Raw genomic sequence first — 17,001 nt, 5'->3', positions numbered from 1 at the left:
AGGCCCGTTCCTGTTCGGGCCTTTTTTTTTGTACGAATAACGAATTGCGAAACCCCAGCGAACCTGCTATGGTTCCCTCGCTTCACAGACCAGCATTTCAGGGGTGATCATGGAGGGTATTCCCGCCGGTATTGTTGATTTTCACGTTCATCTCTTTCCCGACAGGCTTTTTGACGCCATATGGCACTTCTTCGAATCGGACTATGGAATACCTATCATCCACCGGCTTTATTACCGGGAATGCATAGAATACCTGCACGAACGCAATGTCGAGTATATCGCCTATTCGAATTACGCCCACCGTCCCGGTGTCGCCCGCGGCCTCAATGAATGGAACCTGAGCGTGCTGGAAGAATTCCCCCGGCTCTTCTGCTTTGCGGCCTATCATCCCGACGACCGGGATAATCGGTCAATGGTCGCATCTCTCCTGGAACATCCGCGGGTGCTCGGTTTCAAGCTCCAGCTCCTGGTACAGGAATTCCATCCTCTCGATGAGCGGCTGTTTCCCCTCTACGAGCAGGTCATTGACGCCGACAAGCGGATCCTCTTTCACGCGGGAACGGGTCCGGTGGGAAATCCCTACGTGGGTATCGATAATTTCAGAAAGCTTCTGCTCCGCTTCCCGCGGCTGCCGGCTACGATCGCCCATATGGGAAGTCTGGAATACCGGGAATTCATCGACCTGCTCGATGAGTATCCCGACATCATCCTCGACACCGCCTGGGCCTTTCTGCCTGAATCTCCCTTCATGTTCGATCAGCCGCCGGAACTCATCGAGCGCTACAAGGACCGGATCGTCTACGGTTCCGACTTCCCGAACCTCATCTATCCCCGGGAAGACGAGATCGACTGCCTACTGAGCTTCAACCTGTCCGGGGAGTGTTATGAACGGATATTCAGGGAAAACGGCATGGCCCTCCTGAGACGCCACGGGACCGTTTCGCCGGCATGACCGGCGCTTTCGCCGGCGACGCGCGGATGCGCTCCCGGCACGGTCATTCACTGTAATGAAGGGTCAGGTAGTAGTTTATCTTGTCATAGAAAAATATGATCCGGTTGTTCAATTCCAGGGCCGCATAAATTTCCAGCGGCGTGTTGAGTATCTTTTTCCCGACCACGTGCGTCCAGATCGCCTTTCTGCTCAGGGCGGTCGCTGTGAGAATGTCGGACAGAGCGACGTGCTTTCCCCTCAGGATGGGCCCCCTGTCGGCATATTCCATGAAGTCAACGGCGTCGTCACCGCCCTTGAGCCACAGCCTCGCCGATGAAAGTATCCGACGGTTCAACTCCTTCAGGGGTTTCAGGCGCGGGCCGAGATTCGGCCGGATGCTTTGCATGTCCTCCAGCCATCGGCGGGATATCTCCTCACGGTCGCGGTGCAGTACCTGGACGAGGACATTGGAAAGAAGAACGGCCTGCTTCGCATCCTGTGAGTTGAGGTCTTCAAGAATGCTCATTTCGGGAAAGAGGCGACGGAACGAATCTATCATTGCCCAGGTGTCCCGGTACAATCCGACATAGATGTCCACGGCCTTTTCATTGGACGTCCAGGCCAGTTTCGGAAGGTCCGTCACGGGAAAGTAGGATGCTTCCTCGGCATCGTCGCCGGGGCGGAGCTTCCCGCCCGTCTTCCGCACCTCATAGGTGACAATGGCCAGGGGACCATAGAAATAGTTATCCACGGTATCTACATCGATGAGACGGATGACATCCCCCTTCAGGCCCGCCTCTTCCTTCAGTTCCCTGAGAGCGGCATCCCGGATCCCCTCCCCCGTCTCGGCAAATCCCATGGGAAGACACCACATGCCGCGGTAAGGCTCTTTTTTGCGCTTCACCAGCAGCACTTCACGGTCATCATTGACCACCAGGCTGCACGCCACCGGCAGGGGATTCTCGTAGAACACACTGTCGCAATCGATGCAGTAATCGCGATGCTTCCCTTCAACGGGAAGCCTGACAAGTTTTTTCCCGCAATAGGAACAGTACTTCTTCAGCTGTTTCATGCGCCACCCTCTGCAACGGTCAATGCCGGTAACATCGAAATATCCCGTCGTCCTTCGTTACCCTGATCCCGCTGTCCTGAAGAGACTTTTCAAGGATCTTTTTATAAAAACAGTTTCTCACCTCGTCGATCTTCCCCGGAAACCTGTCAAGAACATCTTTCATAATGAGAAATTCCTTCCCCCGGAGATATTCGATGAAGGAATCGATCTCCGAGGGGGAAAAGGTCAGATAGTTGGGAAAGGGAAGCATCTCCACCTGCTTGAAGTGGGGTCTGAGCAACGATTCACCGTTTTCAAGAGAAAAAGCGTCAAAAAGACGGTTGATCGCCATCTCATCCGGCCGCTCGATACCGGCCCGCTCCATGCAGTCCGGGATGAACTTCATTATTTCCTTCAGGGAATGACGGCTGTGGGTGATGGCCACGAAGATCCCTCCCGGCTTCGTGATCCTGGCTATTTCCCCGATCAGGTGGGGAAAGAAGTACAGTGAGTAACTGGCTATGACGAGATCGAACCGGGCGCTTTCCATGTTTCTGATACTCTCAGAATTTCCCGCATGGAATTCACCCCGGCAGCCGATGGAATCAAGGGTTTCGAGAAATGCTTCCCGGTTGCTCTCGACCAGGTCGATGCCGACGATATGGGGATCACCGGCAAGCAGCCCGCCGAGATGTTCCGTAAAGTACCCATACCCGCACCCCAGATCGAGGACCGTTCGCATTCTTTTCAGAGGAAGTCCCTCAAGGGCGACGCTCCTCACATCGGCGGGGTTGTATGAATGCCTCAGGATGATATGCCGTGAACGCTTGTGCTCCCCGATCCTGCGGTAGGAATGTTCAATATCGGTGGAAGTATAAAGATTTCTCTTTTTCATTACCCCCCTCGATCCCCCCGGCAGATGCGCTATTGTACCTCCTCCCACCGGAGAAAACCAGAGCGGAGTGAATGGTCCGGGCGGATGCCCCCGGACGGAGCACTACCGGCTGCCGGCTTGAAAGAACGGGGAAACGGGCCTGCGAGCCACTCGGCCCGACGACGCAGAGGTTATTCGAAAATGATCGTTTTCTTTCCGTACACAAGGATCCGGTTATCCAGATGGAGCCTCAGCGCTCTGGCCAGCACGATGCGTTCCAGGTCTTTACCTTTCAGCATCATGTCGTCCGGGGTATCCTTGTGGGTGATCTTTATCACGTCCTGTGCGATGATCGGTCCCTCATCGAGTTTTTCCGTCACATAATGACTTGTGGCGCCGATGATCTTGACGCCTCGTTCATAGGCCTGCCGGTACGGTTCGCGCCCGGCGAAGGCCGGCAGGAAGGAATGGTGAATGTTGATGATCCGGTTCTGATACCGGTTCACAAAGTCGGCCGTCAGGACCTGCATATAACGGGCAAGGACGACCAAGTCGATCCGGTGACGTTCCAGTTCCCGGATCTCTTTCTTTTCCTGTTCGGCCTTGTTGTCCTGTGTTATCGGGCAGTGGCGGAACGTCAGCCCCAGTTGCTCCGCCAGTGCCTTCAGCTCGAGATGATTGCTGATGACCAGGGGAATCTCCGCCGTGAATTCCCCCATGCGATGCCGCAGAATGATGTCGTGAAAACAGTGAACGTGCTTCGACACGAAGATGGCGATCCGGGGAATATAATCGGAGAAGCGGACCTCCCAGTCCATCTGGAATTCGTCCGCCAGGGGCTTGAAGGCGCTGTTTATCTCTTCACGGGGAATGTGAAACCCGTCGAGGTCCCATTCGATCCGCATGAAGAGCATGTTCTCCCCCTGCGGTGAGTGCTGTTGGGCGCGTATAATATTTCCGTTGTTTTTAAAAATAAAATTGGATATGGATGCCACGATACCCTTTCGATCGGGGCATGAGAGCAGGAGAATCGCATTTTCTTTTTCCATGCCTGTCGGTCCTCGCACCGCGTTATTACCGGAGGGTTATATATCACGAGCATCGAAAGTCAAGCAATAAGCTGAGACAGAAAAGATAACGTTGTGAAAACCGCTGAATGACGCCATGAATCTCATCGAGGAAATATCCCTGCCGAACTCATTGACCCTGCAGGTCTGGGACCGTTCCCGGCGGATCGCCGTCGATACGACCAAGGTCGAACTGCGGGTCTCCGTTACCGTACCCGTCAGGCCTGAATATTTCAGTGACCCCGCGCAGTACGACAAGGTGCGGCGGGTGTTTGGACAGGAGATCACCTACGAATATGGAAAGGAACGAACCTTTGTCGACAGGGATGAAAAAGACGCCGTTTTCACACAGCTCCTGGCCGATTTCAAAAGAGACTCTCTCCCCTATATCGCGAAGCCTTCCTTTCCGTCCCGTTTCGTGCTTTCCAAGCTGCGCGACATCGAGCAGCACTTCTATAAATACCGGCACATCCTGTCCCGACGATGAGAAACCGCCCCGAGCCGGACGGCGCTTTTCACACAATGCCATTTATGCTATGGTTTAACATTATTAAAAAAATGATGCGTCTCTGAGAGCGGAGGGTTCATGAGAGAAAAGGTCACCGTCGTCGGATCAGGGTTCGTGGGAACAATGGTCGCACAGCGAATTGCGGAAAAGAGGCTCGCCGACTGCGTCCTGCTGGATATTGTCGAGGGAATCCCCCAGGGCAAGGCTCTGGATATTATCCAATCGGCGTCGCTTGAAGGATTCGACTGTGTCGTGACGGGAACGAATGATCCCGCCCTGATGGCAGGTTCACGGATCGTCGTTGTTACCGCGGGGTTTCCGAGAACGCCCGGAATGTCCCGGGATGACCTGGCCGCGAAAAACGGCGCCGTCGTAACGTCCGTCGTGGACAACATCAGGACATATGCACCGCAGAGTATCATCATCATGGTCACGAACCCTCTCGATGTCATGACCCACCTCGCGCTGGTCAGATCCGGGTTTCCGGCGGCCCGGGTCATGGGTATGGGCGGGGTCCTTGATACGGCGCGGTACACGGCCTTTCTCGCCCGCGAACTGGGCGTGTCGATAAAGGATGTGAACGCACTGGTGCTCGGCAGTCACGGTGACTCGATGGTTCCTGTTGAAAGCTGCACCACCGTCAAGGGAATACCGATCGATCACTTTATCAAAAAAGAACGCCGTGAAGAAATAATCGAGCGGACCCGTCAGGGCGGCGCCGAGATCGTCAATCTTCTTAAAACGGGAAGCGCCTGGCACGCACCGTCGGCATCGACGACCGTCATGGTCGAAGCGATCCTCGCGGACAGCAAGAGGCTGGTCCCTGTTTCGGCATTTGTCCAGGGTGAATACGGCATCGACCAGACTTATATTGGCGTGCCCGTTATTCTGGGAGCATCGGGCGTGGAAAAGATCTGCGAAATACCCCTTGCCGAAGAGGAACTGACCGCCCTGCGGCGGTCCGCCGCGGTCTCCAGGGCCGCTTTTAACACCCTGAATCGTTCATGACGCAGAAAGAACTTGAAGAACTTCTCCCCTTCGTACAGAAGCCGGGCCGGTATATCGGCGGTGAGGTCAATTCGGTCGTAAAGGATCGTTCCCGCTGTGCCGTGAGCTTTGCTCTCGCCTTCCCCGATACGTACGAAATCGGAATGTCCCACACGGGTCTCCAGATACTGTACGGCCTCCTCAACGACGAACCTGATATCTGCGCCGAACGGGTCTTCGCTCCCTGGGAGGACATGGAATCCCGCATGAGAGAAAGCGGGTACCCCCTGTCCTCGCTGGAATCGGGCACGGCGCTCAACCGCTTCGACATCGTGGGTTTCTCCCTGCAGTATGAACTTTCATACACCAACGTGCTGAACATGCTGGAACTCGGTCGCGTTCCCCTTCGGGCGGAGGAGCGTCGCGAGGGGGACCCCATCGTCATCGCCGGAGGCCCCTGCACGTTCAATCCGGAACCCATGTCCCCCTTCTTCGACGCGCTGGTCATCGGTGAAGGCGAAGAAGTGGTCATCGAAATATCCCGCGCCGTTGCCCGGGCCGGGAAACTCGGGTCCGGCAGGCGGCATGTCCTTGAACTTCTCGCCGGACTTCAGGGGGTCTACGTTCCTTCGCTCCACCGGCCGGGCGATATCATCAGAAAGCGAACCGTGACCGATCTCGACCGATGGCGGTACCCGCTGAGACCGTTGATCCCCCTGATCAGGACTGTCCACGACAGGGCGACGGTTGAAATAGCCAGGGGATGCACCAGGGGATGCCGGTTCTGCCAGGCCGGGATGGTCTGGCGCCCCGTCAGGGAGCGTTCACCCGAACTTCTCATGGACATGGCCGACACCATGCTGTCGGCGACGGGTTGCGACGAGATATCCCTGCTGTCACTCAGTTCGGGCGACTACTCCCGCATCGAACAACTGCTGGAATCTCTCATGGACCGGTATTATGACAGGCGGATCGCCCTGGCGCTTCCCTCGCTTCGCACTGAAACACTGACGGAACGGCTGATCGATCAGATAAAGCGCGTGCGGAAGACCAGTTTCACCCTGGCCCCCGAAGCGGGCACCCAGAGATTGCGCAACGTCATCAATAAGGGAAATTCGGAAGCGGACCTCCTTACGACGGCACGACGGGTCTTCTCCGCCGGATGGAGATCGATCAAGCTCTATTTCATGATCGGGCTTCCCGGCGAAACCGCGGCGGACCTGGACGGGATCGTCGACCTTGCCTACAAGGTGCTTCGGGAAGGTGATAACCGGCGGAACGTCACGGTGAGCATATCCACTTTTATCCCGAAACCGCACACGCCCTTTCAGTGGTGCCGGCAGATAGAACAGGAAGAGATCAAAGAACGTCAGGAGTTTCTCAAAAAACATCTCCGCCACCGGAACCTGACCCTTAAGTGGCATGACCGGCGGATGAGTCTTCTCGAGGGAATCCTTTCCCGCGGCGGAGCAGAAACAGGGGAGCTTATCACCGCCGCCCGGGCACTGGGCTGTCGTTTCGACGGCTGGGGCGACCGGCTTGACTTCGAACGGTGGGAAGAGGCCCTGTTTCACAGTAACATCGATACGGCCCGGTATCTCGCGCAACGGTCGACCGATGAAGCACTGCCCTGGGACCACATTCATGCCGGCGTGGAAAAAACTTTCCTGATCGAGGAATATCGGAAATCGCTGGCAGGGGAAACAACGGAGGACTGCCGTTTCGGTGCCTGCACCCGGTGCGGCGTCTGCGACGGCGCCTTGCAGGTCCGTCTTGCACCGCCGGAGGAAAAACCCGTCTTCGCGCCGGCGGGGGCGGGACAGGAGGCGCCGGAGGGCCCGGTCAGGAAACTCCGCTTTCATTTCGCCAAGACAGGACCGGCCCGCTATCTTTCGCATCTTGAGATGTCGTCTGCCCTTGTCCGGGGCATGTCGCGGTGCGGGATCGCCTTTTCATTCTCAAAGGGATTTCATCCGCATCCCCGGATATCGATGTCCCCGGCCCTGCCGGTCGGGATCGAAAGTATCGACGAATACATGGATGTGGAGATACAAAAGGGGGCACCGGAACCGTTCGGCCTGGTGGATTTTCTGAATTCCTTCCTCCCCCGGGGGCTCGAAATCCTTGACATAAAAGAAATTCCGATAAATAGTGATGCACCGGCCGGGCACATTACGGGGTTCATCTATAAGATCACCCTGCCCGGAGAATACGGGGGCCATGACTTCGGGGAAAAGATCGACTCCTTTCTGCGGGAGGAGACCTTCGTGCTTGCCAGGACCAGGAAGGGCAGGCAGAAGTGGAAAAATATCCGTCCCCTCGTCGGTGATATCACCTTTGACGGGGTAACGGGCACGCTCACCATGGTGCTGCATATTGACAGCGGGGGGGGGGTCAGACCGGCGGACGTGCTCAGCCATGTACTGAAGATCGACGACGAAACGGTGCTGCGGGCCCGCACGGTGCGGACAAGAACACTTTTTCACACAGGATGAAACAATCATGGCCAGAGAAATGATCTTTAACTGCACCGATTATGAGACGAGGATCGCCGTTCTGGAAAACGGCACCGTCTCGGACCTTCATATCGAGCGCATCGACGAACGTTCCATTGCCGGGAACATTTACACGGGACGTGTTGTTCGCGTGCTTCCCGGCATGCAGGCCGCGTTCGTGGACATCGGCCTGGAACGAACGGCTTTCCTTCACGCGGCCGACACACATAACGAGCTTTCTCCCCGGGCGTTCCTGGCCGCCGAGGACACGGAAGAGGAAGAATACGCCGATTACGTGGAGGAGGCGCTCCCCATCGAAGAAATATTGACGGAAGGACAGGTGGTCCTGGCACAGGTCTCGAAGGAACCGCTCGCAACCAAGGGGGCGCGCATTACCACTCACATATCGCTGCCGGGCAGAAATCTCGTTCTCATGCCGACCCTGTCTCATGTCGGTATTTCCCGGAAAATAAAGGACGAAGAAGAGCGGAAACGGCTCCGGGAGATCATCGACGCGCTCCGCGTCGATGATCACGGCATCATTGCGCGGACGGCAAGCGAGAGCAAGGGAGAAAAGGAACTTGGGACCGACTACGAATACCTGGTAAGGCTCTGGAACTCGATCCAGCACAAGCGGGAAACGGCGGGAGTACCTGAACTGGTTCACAAGGACCTGGGCGTCTCGCTCCGCACCATACGCTTCCTCTACACCGAGGACATGGAACGGATGGTCATCGACTCGCCGCAGGAATACAGGAAAATCAAGGAGTTCATGGCCGCATTCATGCCTGACGTACGGTACCGGCTCGACCTGTACGAAAGACCGGAACCGATATTCGATCATTTCGGGATCGAGCCCGATATCGAAAAGATCCTCAGGAAGAAGGTCTGGCTGAAGTCGGGAGGATATATCGTCATCGAGCAGACGGAGGCCCTCTGTTCCATAGACGTCAACACGGGAAAGTACGTAGGAAAACGGGACCTGGAAGACACCATTCTGAAGATAAACCTGGAGGCGGTGAAGGAGATCGCCTATCAGCTCCGGGTGCGGAACATCGGCGGCCTCATCATCATCGACCTGATAGACATGGAGATCGAGGAAAATCGTGAAACCGTTTACAATGCTCTGGTAGCGGAGCTTGAAAAAGACCGCAGCAAGACGAGCATCCAGAAGATATCGGAACTGGGGCTCGTCGAGATGACCCGGCAGCGGCGGGGGAAAAGCCTTCAAGAAACCATGTGTGAGACCTGTCCTTATTGCTCCGGAAGGGGGAGCATCAAATCGAAAACAACGATATGTTTCGAAATATTCAGGGCCCTGGAACGGGAATCACGGACCGGTTCGCCCAAGACCATCTCGGTCCTGGCCCATCCCGACATCACGTCGATGCTGCTGGAACATGAGCGGGGCGTGACGGAAAAACTTGAAAAGAAACTGAACGCAAAAATCCTGATCCAGGCCGAGAAGGATTGCCATCTGGAATATTTCGAGATCATTCCCATGCACTGACGGGCCATCGGATGAATTCCTTTATACCGGCCCGAATCGGTTACAGTCAGTGGCAGGGCGGCAAAGAGATAGAGTGACAAAAGGGCAAAGCGACAAAGGGGCGAAGCAACAAAGTGACAAAGTGAAAAGCCCCCTTTTGACTAAGTGCCAAACCGAAAGCCCCCTTTGATAAAGTGCCAAACCGAAAGCCCCCTTTGATAAAGTGCCATGCTGAAAGCCCCCCTTTGATAAAGGGGGGGGTGGGGGGATTTTACATACGAAAATCCCTCCCGGCCTCCCTTTACAAAGGGAGGAGAAAAACTTTTGAACCTCATAAAACCGTTTCATTGCCGCGTCACAAGGGATTCATCCAACGGGTGCGTGACGTAAGAGATTGTTTGCGGAAAGTACGCGGAGAGATCATGAAAAAACGACACATCGTCCCGGTCCTGTTTCTCCTCCTGGCAGGTCTTATCGCCTGTTCCACGGTCCCACCCGCCGCGCAGAGACCGATCGCCGACCCGGCACAGGACCGGCGGATCGTAACCACCATCTTCAAACTGCTCCTCGATGACGAACTGACGAGGGATCTCTGCCTTAATCCCCGGTGCTACAACGGCCATGCCTGTCTTGTCGGGGAATACGAGGAGGAAGCTCAAAAAACACGGGCCATTGAGATCGCCCGGAACGTGGAAGGGGTTCGCTCGCTCGACACCTTTCTCCTGCCCGCCCGGGAGAACGGTCCCGATGGAGCCGCCGAGGACATGAGGATCTCCTCCGAAGTGAAGGAACTCCTGAAGAAGGAAGAGAACATCGCCTGGCCCTTCTTCGATGTCATCTCGGTGCAGGGAACCGTCGTGCTCGTCGGTATCGTGCGATCGGAAGAAGCGGCGGAACATGCCACCGGCCTGGCCCGGGATATCACGGGCGTACAGCAGGTGATATCCTTTCTTCAGACCATTCAATAGGACGGTCGCTCCCGTCTACCACTTCGCCTCGTGTTCTTCCGTAAAACCCCAGGCGGAGCGAACGCGGTATACCTGACCGCCGTCACCGAGAGTTCCTTCAAAACGGCCGAAAGGCTGGCGGAACCGGCTCATCAGAAATCCCAGGTTGACGTTCTTTTTTCTTTCCCCCTCGGGATAAAAGACAAGGTTTATTTTACCGTCGCGGGACAGCAGGGTCCAGGGTTTCATGAGATCGAGGTCGTCGTAACGGAAATCGACGGTGTCGGTCTTGACCATGCGCCCGTCAACCCAGAACACGTTTTCCGTATAGCCTGTTTCATTCACTCCCTGAACCAGGTTGAAACCGACTCGCTTTCCCCCGGCGTCAAAACCGCCGCCCGACGCCCAGTTCCAGAAGGTCCGCCGCGACAGAAGCCCCAGGGTATAGTCGAGCACCCCAGATGAATCGGCGCGCTCTATCCCGTAACTTCTCCCGTCCAGGACGACGGTCCCCTCCACGGGCATTCCCGATTCCTTGGTGGTGTAATTAAATCCCGCCAGTCCCACGCGACTGACAAGGTTCAGTGATTCCCGATAGCGTTCGAACTTCAAGTCGGCCTTGAACCTGCCCTCAATGTCCGCCTTGAGAAGGATGAATTCCTTCGCATCGGTCATGTCCACTTGTGTCCGGCCTCCCCTGAAACGGGCCCGGCCCGAGGCGGAACTGCCGTCGATGCGAATGCCGATCCCCAGCGGCCGGATACTCTCATGTTCACGCAGTTCACCCTTCGCCCGTTCATAGACATAGGCGAACATCTGTCCGAGATATCCCAGGCTGACGACGGCAATGCCGCAAATGAGCCGCTCGTTGCACACCCCGAGATACTGCCATCTCTTGAACCGGAACAACGAGCAGAACCCCCTGCCGGGGCCGCGCTTGTCCTTCCCGTAAACCCGCAGTTCTCTCACGTCGAGGTCGGTGAGCGGATCCCGGTACAGACCGAACCCGGGTCGCCCCGTCGCTTCTATCAGCCTCGTCCCTTCCCTCAGTTCCATCGTTTCCTCCCCTTTTAACGGGAAACACCGACTCCAGATGGATATCAGTGTTCATCACCGCTTTTTTCGTCCCACTGAAGGGCCTCACCGGCCAGGTTTTTCTTTCTTTCCGATGGGGCGTACAGTGCACCCACGGTTCCCGACTCGAGGTCATAGACCGTTATATGGCGGCGGCCGGTCTGCGATCCCCCGTATATACCGACCTGTGCGATCGTTTCTTCCGTGGAATTCCCCGTTCGATGAATTCCCTCGTTCAGCGGAAGGATGGTGCAGACCTGTCCCGGCAGAAGGACTCTTCTGGCCTTCTCCGTGGGGCCTTTCGCTTCGGCCGTTGAAGCGCTGTCCTCGAGGCGGTATTCCACAACCTCCAGTTTTCCCGCGGCCGCCCCGATGACACCCCAGGAATTATGATCATGCACGGGATTATATTCACCGGGGCCCCACAGGTACAGTCGAAGAGAAAAAAGGCGCTCCGGATCACGGTAGAGGACCACCTCGCCGGGAAACATCGTCGCCGATCGCGGATCGGGATAAAGAGCACCGGCAGCGATGGCGGAAAGTATATTTTTCATGAGGACCCGGTCACGGAGAAGCCGTGGGAGTTCGCTGACCATGTACCGGATGCGAAGCTCGTTGCCGGGCATCATCCTCAGTCTCTCTGCCCACCCGGTACAATAGGAAAGAAGATCGGCTGGAATTCGAGAGCTCTTGTCCATGACACCACCCTCTTTCAGTCGTTCCTAAGCCGGACATGCTGGTCGTAAAAAGGCGCTCCACCCACCATATCGGTCACCGTATCGCCAATGAGCCGGTTGATGCCGCCGCCTTTCATCATGATGAAATGTATGTAAAAAATGCAGTAAAAGCAAGCCTCACATAAGCGTTACCGGCAGAATTTCATCCGGCACCCCTGCTCTGATGCTACCCGTTTCCAAATGCACCCTTGACTTTTTCAGCTCTCCATATTAGACTTATATCAAACTCGAAACTAACTTCGTCAAGTAAGAATTTCTCAGCCAGTCCGCTTGCAGCTGCAGCGGCAGGAGCTACACATTGGAACAAGGAAGTTTAGTTCGAGGGTTTGCCGGCTTGCTTGGGTGTTCGCGATCGACGGCACCTAAGGCAAGCCATTTTAATATGGAGTCCCGGAAATCCGTTTTTCATTCTTCATTCTGTTTCCGGCGATTTCCTGCCATTTTTCTCACCAGGGAATCGGCGATCATTCACCGATGCGAGATACACAGATCACTCTTGACAGCCCCGGAAAAAGTCGCAAAACTGCGATACTAATAGTAACAAAGTGACAAAGGAACAGAGAGACAAAGTGAAAAACTTCTGCCCTCTGATACTGACCGTTGCGTCACGATCGACCTGAAGCGGCGATGAGCGCCATTTCGTAACTGCGATTTTGAAGGTTTGGGGGGAATAACCATCGGGGGGCAACCATGTCGAAAAGGAGGATATCATGATGATCCATACCAAGTGCCGGGAATTGACACCAATATTCAATGACATTTTTCCCGGGGGGCACAGTAACTTCAGGGTCCCCTTTGAAGCAACGCAGAACAGGGTCTTTATCGCCCGGGCCGAGGGATGCCGCCTGTGGGACATAGACGGAAACAAATATATCGACTTCATGAACGCCATGGGGCCCATGATCCTGGGTCACCGGCATCCCGAATACGTGCAGTCCCTCAAGGACTACCTTGATGTCATGTCGACCTCCATCGGTTCGGGGATATTCTACACTCCCGCGGACATCGAGCTCGGCAGAAAGATGACGCAGCTCATCCCCTGCGCCGAAAAGGTCAAACTGTGCCTTTCGGGTACCGAGGCGGTCCAGCTTGCGATCCGGCTGGCCCGCGTCTACACGGGAAGACCGTATTTTCTCCGCTTCGAAGGTCACTATCACGGGTGGCTGGACAACATTCTGGGTGGCGTGTCAAATCCGGACCGGAGCATGAAACCGTATGGCATCGACAATCCGGACATTGACCTGGTCACCTTCACGAAAGGACGGAGCCCCCACGCGCTGGAGGAATCCTTCATACTTCCCTGGAACGATTTCGAGCGGCTTGAAGAAGTGCTCGAACGATACGGCGATGAAGTGGCCATCATCCATTTCGAGGGGATCGTTCTGAACCATTTCGGCATGATGCCGAAGCCGGGTTTTATTGAAAAGATCCGCGAGCTCTGCACGAAATACGGGATCGTGATGAGCATGGACGAGATCATCACCGGTTTCAGGGTCGGTCTTACGGGGGCCCAGGGGTATCTCGGCGTGACACCAGACATCGCTACCTTCGGCAAAGCGATAGCCAGCGGCATCCCCTTCTCGGCGGTCACGGGCCGGGCGGACATAATGAACCAGCTCGAAGACCGCACCGCTCTCGGTCCGGGTACCTTCAACGGACATCCCCTGGGAGTTCAGGCGGCACTGACGACCCTGACGATACTCGAACGCGACGGCGGTGCCTGTTACGATGAAATGTGGCGAATACAGCAGCGGCTCATGGAGGGATTGCGTGAGATCGCAAAACGGCGGGGGATACCCGCCCTTGTTCACGGCATTCCCGGGGCCTTTCACCTCCTTTTCGGTGTTACGAAAGACGGGGTCTATGGTGAAGAAGACCTGGAGGAATTCGACCTGAACCTGCTGTACGCCTTCTGGCCCATGATGCAGGAGGAGGGCGTCATCGTCATGGCCGGCGGCAGATGGTACATGAACATGGCACATACCGACGCCGATATCGACCGGACCCTTGAGGCCGCGGACAAAACCATGGCCCACATGAAATAACGCCCGCGCAGGATCCGGTATTGACAGGAAACGTAAAAAAACGGTAGGTTATCGGCACTTATGGGAAAGGCACCGACCAGTCCCACGGGAAAGCAACCGGCTATGCTTAAAACAGACGTCATCATCATCGGCGGCGGTTCAACGGGATGCGGTATCGCCCGGGACCTGGCGCTCCGTGGCATTTCCCACTGCCTCATCGAAAAGGGTGATTTCGCAGCGGGAGCAACCGGCGCCTGCCATGGCCTCCTCCACAGCGGGGGAAGATACGTGGTGAACGATCCGGAGGCGGCCGCCGAGTGTATCGCCGAAAACATGATCCTCCGCAAGATCGGGCGCAAGTGCGTTGAAGAAACGGGTGGCCTCTTTGTCCGATTGCCCGGTGATTCGAAAAATTTCAGGGACCGGTTCCTGAAAAGCTGTGAAACCATCGGCATAGACACGGAGGTCCTTTCCCCCAGCAAGGCCCTTGATCTCGTCCCGACCTTGAATCCCTCCATAGAAGAAGCGATCAGGGTACCCGACTGCTCCATCGACCCCTTCAGATTATGCCTGTTGAACATCGTTACGGCAGAGAAAAAGGGCGCCCGCATCTTCACCCATCACGAAGTAACGGAAATCATCAAAGAACACGGCCGGTGCGTCGGGGTCAAGGCACGCGAGGAACATACGGGTGACATGAAAGAGATCAGAGGCAAGCTGATCATCAATGCCACGGGTGCCTGGGGGGACAGAACCGCCATACTCGCGGACTGCACGGTGCCCATGACACTTTCCAAGGGAAGCCTGATCATAACAAATCACCGGCTGACGAATATGGTCATCAACCGCCTCAGGCCGCCATCCGACGGAGACATTATCGTCCCCAACGAGGCAGTCTGTCTTGCCGGCACCACATCGGTGCCCGTTCTCGATCCCGGCGCGGTGGAAGTGGATCCCCGTGAAGTGGATATCGTTGCAACGGAAGCGGAAATGATGATACCGGGGTTCGGGACGACACGACTGATCCGAACCTATGCCGGAGTCCGTCCTCTCCTCAAGTCGGAAACGAACGATGACCGGAAGATATCCCGGGGGTTCCGCATCATCGACCACGAAAACGGGCTGTACAGCATCATCGGCGGTAAATTGACCACCTACCGGTTGATGGCGGAAAAAATGTGCGATACCGTCATAAGCGTGTTCGGCCTCAAGACACGGTGCAAGACCGCCGACACACCCCTCGAAGGCCAGGAGCGGCTGAGCGGCTATCCCCTCTCGAAGCGCCTGAAAAAATTGAAGGACATTGTCTGCGAGTGCGAGCTGGTCACCAGGGCTGACGTTGAAGCGGCCCTGTCCAGTGTCGGCTCCCGGCACATCGGGGATATCCAGCATCGTACCCGGCTCGGCATGGGACCGTGCCAGGGGGGGTTCTGCACCTACCGGGCGCTGGGCATCATGCAGGAAGCGGGCCGGATGACGCCGGATGACTCCATGCGGACCCTCAAGGAATTCCTTCAGAGGCGGTTCAAGGGGATCAAACCGGCCCTCTGGGGCGATCAGCTCAGAGAGGAACAGCTTGTGGAAAGCATCTATCTCGGCATTCTGGCTATGGAGCGGGAAGAGTGAGCGGTAACCTTTACGATGCCGTCATAATCGGGGGTGGAATGTCGGGATTGACGGCGGCGATAGCCCTGGCGAAACGGGGAAGAAGCGTTGCCGTGATATCCCGGGGCAATCCCGCCTGCTGTCTCTCAACGGGATGTATCGACGTCCTTTCCGATACTGATGACCCCCTGCGCGACATCGAGCGGCTTCCCGGAAAGCATCCCTATCACATTGTCGGACGGCAGGCCATCATGGAGGCCCTCGAATTTTTCCGTGAGGTGATGGCGCGGACCGGGCTTCCCTATGAAGGTGACATTAACCGAAACAGAACGATCCTTACACCCCTGGGTACGAAAAAAATCACCTGCCTGGTTCCCGTCACCATGGCAGCGGCCGATCCACATGCGGACGGTCCTTTGCATATCGTTACTTTCGCGGGACTCAAGGATTTTTACCCCAGCTACATAACGGCACGCTCCGAAACAACGAGGTATTCGGTCTTCAACGCCGGTGTTTCAACCACGGCGGCGCTCGCGGAGCGCTTCGAAGAAGCACGGTTCCGGGACGAATTCGTCACCTGGCTCAGAGAGCGTTCCCACCCCGATGAAGCCGTCGCCGTTCCTGCCGTTCTCGGCATCCGGACGGCGCCGGCCATACTCCGGGAACTGGTCGAACGGCTGGAACAGGTTATCTTCGAAATACCGACGCTCCCCCCGTCAATACCGGGACAGCGTCTCTTCACCCGGTTGAAGAACGTCTTTCTCGAACAGGGGGGCGATCTTTACTGGGGAAGGGATATCGCGAGTTTTGAAAGGCTCGGCGACCGGATCGAAGCGGTGACCCTTGAAACATCGGGCAGGCCGACCAGGGTCGAGGGGCGGGCATTCATCCTCGCTACGGGTTCCTTCATCAGCGGCGGTCTGTTCGCGTCCATGGAGGGTGTGCGGGAAACGGTGTTCAACCTTTCCACGTACCTCCCCAGTGAGAGAAAACACTGGTTCAACGAAAATTTCTTTACGCCGGGACATCCCGTTGAAAAGGCCGGGATACGGGTCGATTCGACCTTCAGGCCCCTTCATTCCGGTTTTGCGAATCTCTTTGTCTGCGGAAGCATTCTGGCCTTCTCCGAGGTCATGAAATACGGGTGCGGTCACGGCATGGCGATCGCAACGGCGGCGGCGGCGGCGCGCATGTGCGAGAGGCAACTGTAAC

The 17,001-nt window shown here is 56.4% G+C and carries 14 protein-coding genes; 9 read left to right on the top strand and 5 right to left on the bottom strand.

Going from position 1 to position 17,001, the window contains the following annotated elements:
* Positions 1 to 109 precede the first annotated feature (109 nt).
* Complete coding sequence (locus JXO48_02750) at positions 110 to 952, top strand: amidohydrolase family protein (GenBank protein MBN2282788.1); 843 nt, start codon at positions 110 to 112, stop codon at positions 950 to 952.
* Positions 953 to 995: 43 nt separating this feature from the next.
* Here JXO48_02750 and JXO48_02745 read toward each other — a convergent pair whose 3' ends face one another.
* The 3 genes from JXO48_02745 to purU form a co-directional block, all read right to left on the bottom strand.
* Positions 996 to 2,003, bottom strand: a complete 1,008-nt coding sequence (locus JXO48_02745) for an NUDIX hydrolase (GenBank protein ID MBN2282787.1) — start codon at positions 2,001 to 2,003, stop codon at positions 996 to 998.
* Positions 2,004 to 2,022: 19 nt separating this feature from the next.
* A complete protein-coding gene (locus tag JXO48_02740) occupies positions 2,023 to 2,877 on the bottom strand; it encodes a class I SAM-dependent methyltransferase (protein MBN2282786.1) in 855 nt (284 codons plus the stop codon).
* Between the two features lie 170 nt (positions 2,878 to 3,047).
* The gene (gene purU, locus JXO48_02735) at positions 3,048 to 3,905 is read right to left on the bottom strand and encodes a formyltetrahydrofolate deformylase (protein ID MBN2282785.1); all 858 of its coding nucleotides are present in this window, start codon (positions 3,903 to 3,905) and stop codon (positions 3,048 to 3,050) included.
* Positions 3,906 to 4,020: 115 nt separating this feature from the next.
* Here purU and JXO48_02730 point away from each other — a divergent pair, with 115 nt between their 5' ends.
* The 5 genes from JXO48_02730 (at position 4,021) to JXO48_02710 (ending at position 10,370) form a co-directional block, all read left to right on the top strand.
* Positions 4,021 to 4,410: a hypothetical protein gene (locus JXO48_02730; protein ID MBN2282784.1), complete on the top strand. Its 390-nt coding sequence runs from the start codon at positions 4,021 to 4,023 to the stop codon at positions 4,408 to 4,410.
* 99 nt (positions 4,411 to 4,509) lie between these two features.
* Positions 4,510 to 5,439 carry a malate dehydrogenase gene (mdh, locus tag JXO48_02725; GenBank protein MBN2282783.1) on the top strand — a complete coding sequence of 310 codons (930 nt, stop codon included), beginning with the start codon at positions 4,510 to 4,512 and terminating at the stop codon, positions 5,437 to 5,439.
* Positions 5,436 to 7,913: a TIGR03960 family B12-binding radical SAM protein gene (locus tag JXO48_02720; GenBank protein ID MBN2282782.1), complete on the top strand. Its 2,478-nt coding sequence runs from the start codon at positions 5,436 to 5,438 to the stop codon at positions 7,911 to 7,913. Before mdh ends, JXO48_02720 begins: the two co-directional genes overlap by 4 nt.
* Positions 7,914 to 7,920: 7 nt before the next feature.
* Positions 7,921 to 9,423: an Rne/Rng family ribonuclease gene (locus tag JXO48_02715; GenBank protein MBN2282781.1), complete on the top strand. Its 1,503-nt coding sequence runs from the start codon at positions 7,921 to 7,923 to the stop codon at positions 9,421 to 9,423.
* A 401-nt stretch (positions 9,424 to 9,824) separates the two neighbouring features.
* Entirely contained in the window at positions 9,825 to 10,370 is a 546-nt protein-coding gene (locus JXO48_02710) for a BON domain-containing protein (GenBank protein ID MBN2282780.1), read from the top strand.
* Between the two features lie 15 nt (positions 10,371 to 10,385).
* Here the strand turns inward: JXO48_02710 and JXO48_02705 are convergent, their stop codons facing one another.
* Together JXO48_02705 and JXO48_02700 are read right to left on the bottom strand one after the other, a co-directional pair.
* Positions 10,386 to 11,405 (bottom strand): DUF2804 domain-containing protein, encoded by a 1,020-nt coding sequence (locus JXO48_02705; protein MBN2282779.1) that lies wholly within the window; start codon positions 11,403 to 11,405, stop codon positions 10,386 to 10,388.
* A gap of 44 nt (positions 11,406 to 11,449) precedes the next feature.
* Positions 11,450 to 12,121, bottom strand: a complete 672-nt coding sequence (locus JXO48_02700; protein ID MBN2282778.1) for a hypothetical protein — start codon at positions 12,119 to 12,121, stop codon at positions 11,450 to 11,452.
* 749 nt (positions 12,122 to 12,870) lie between these two features.
* Here JXO48_02700 and JXO48_02695 point away from each other — a divergent pair.
* The 3 genes from JXO48_02695 to glpB all read left to right on the top strand — a co-directional run bounded on the left by JXO48_02695 (position 12,871) and on the right by glpB (position 17,000).
* Positions 12,871 to 14,205 carry an aminotransferase class III-fold pyridoxal phosphate-dependent enzyme gene (locus JXO48_02695; protein ID MBN2282777.1) on the top strand — a complete coding sequence of 445 codons (1,335 nt, stop codon included), beginning with the start codon at positions 12,871 to 12,873 and terminating at the stop codon, positions 14,203 to 14,205.
* A gap of 102 nt (positions 14,206 to 14,307) precedes the next feature.
* On the top strand, positions 14,308 to 15,810 hold the full coding sequence (glpA, locus tag JXO48_02690) for an anaerobic glycerol-3-phosphate dehydrogenase subunit A (protein ID MBN2282776.1): 1,503 nt from the start codon (positions 14,308 to 14,310) through the stop codon (positions 15,808 to 15,810).
* Complete coding sequence (gene glpB, locus JXO48_02685; GenBank protein ID MBN2282775.1) at positions 15,807 to 17,000, top strand: anaerobic glycerol-3-phosphate dehydrogenase subunit B; 1,194 nt, start codon at positions 15,807 to 15,809, stop codon at positions 16,998 to 17,000. The genes glpA and glpB overlap by 4 nt, the downstream gene beginning before the upstream one ends.
* The last annotated feature ends 1 nt before the right edge of the window (position 17,001 follow it).

The organism is Deltaproteobacteria bacterium (genome assembly GCA_016933965.1).
GTDB lineage: Bacteria > Desulfobacterota > Syntrophia > Syntrophales > UBA2210 > JAFGTS01.
Note: the sequence above shows the minus strand (reverse complement) of the source record. Positions and strands in the feature narration are given on the sequence as shown.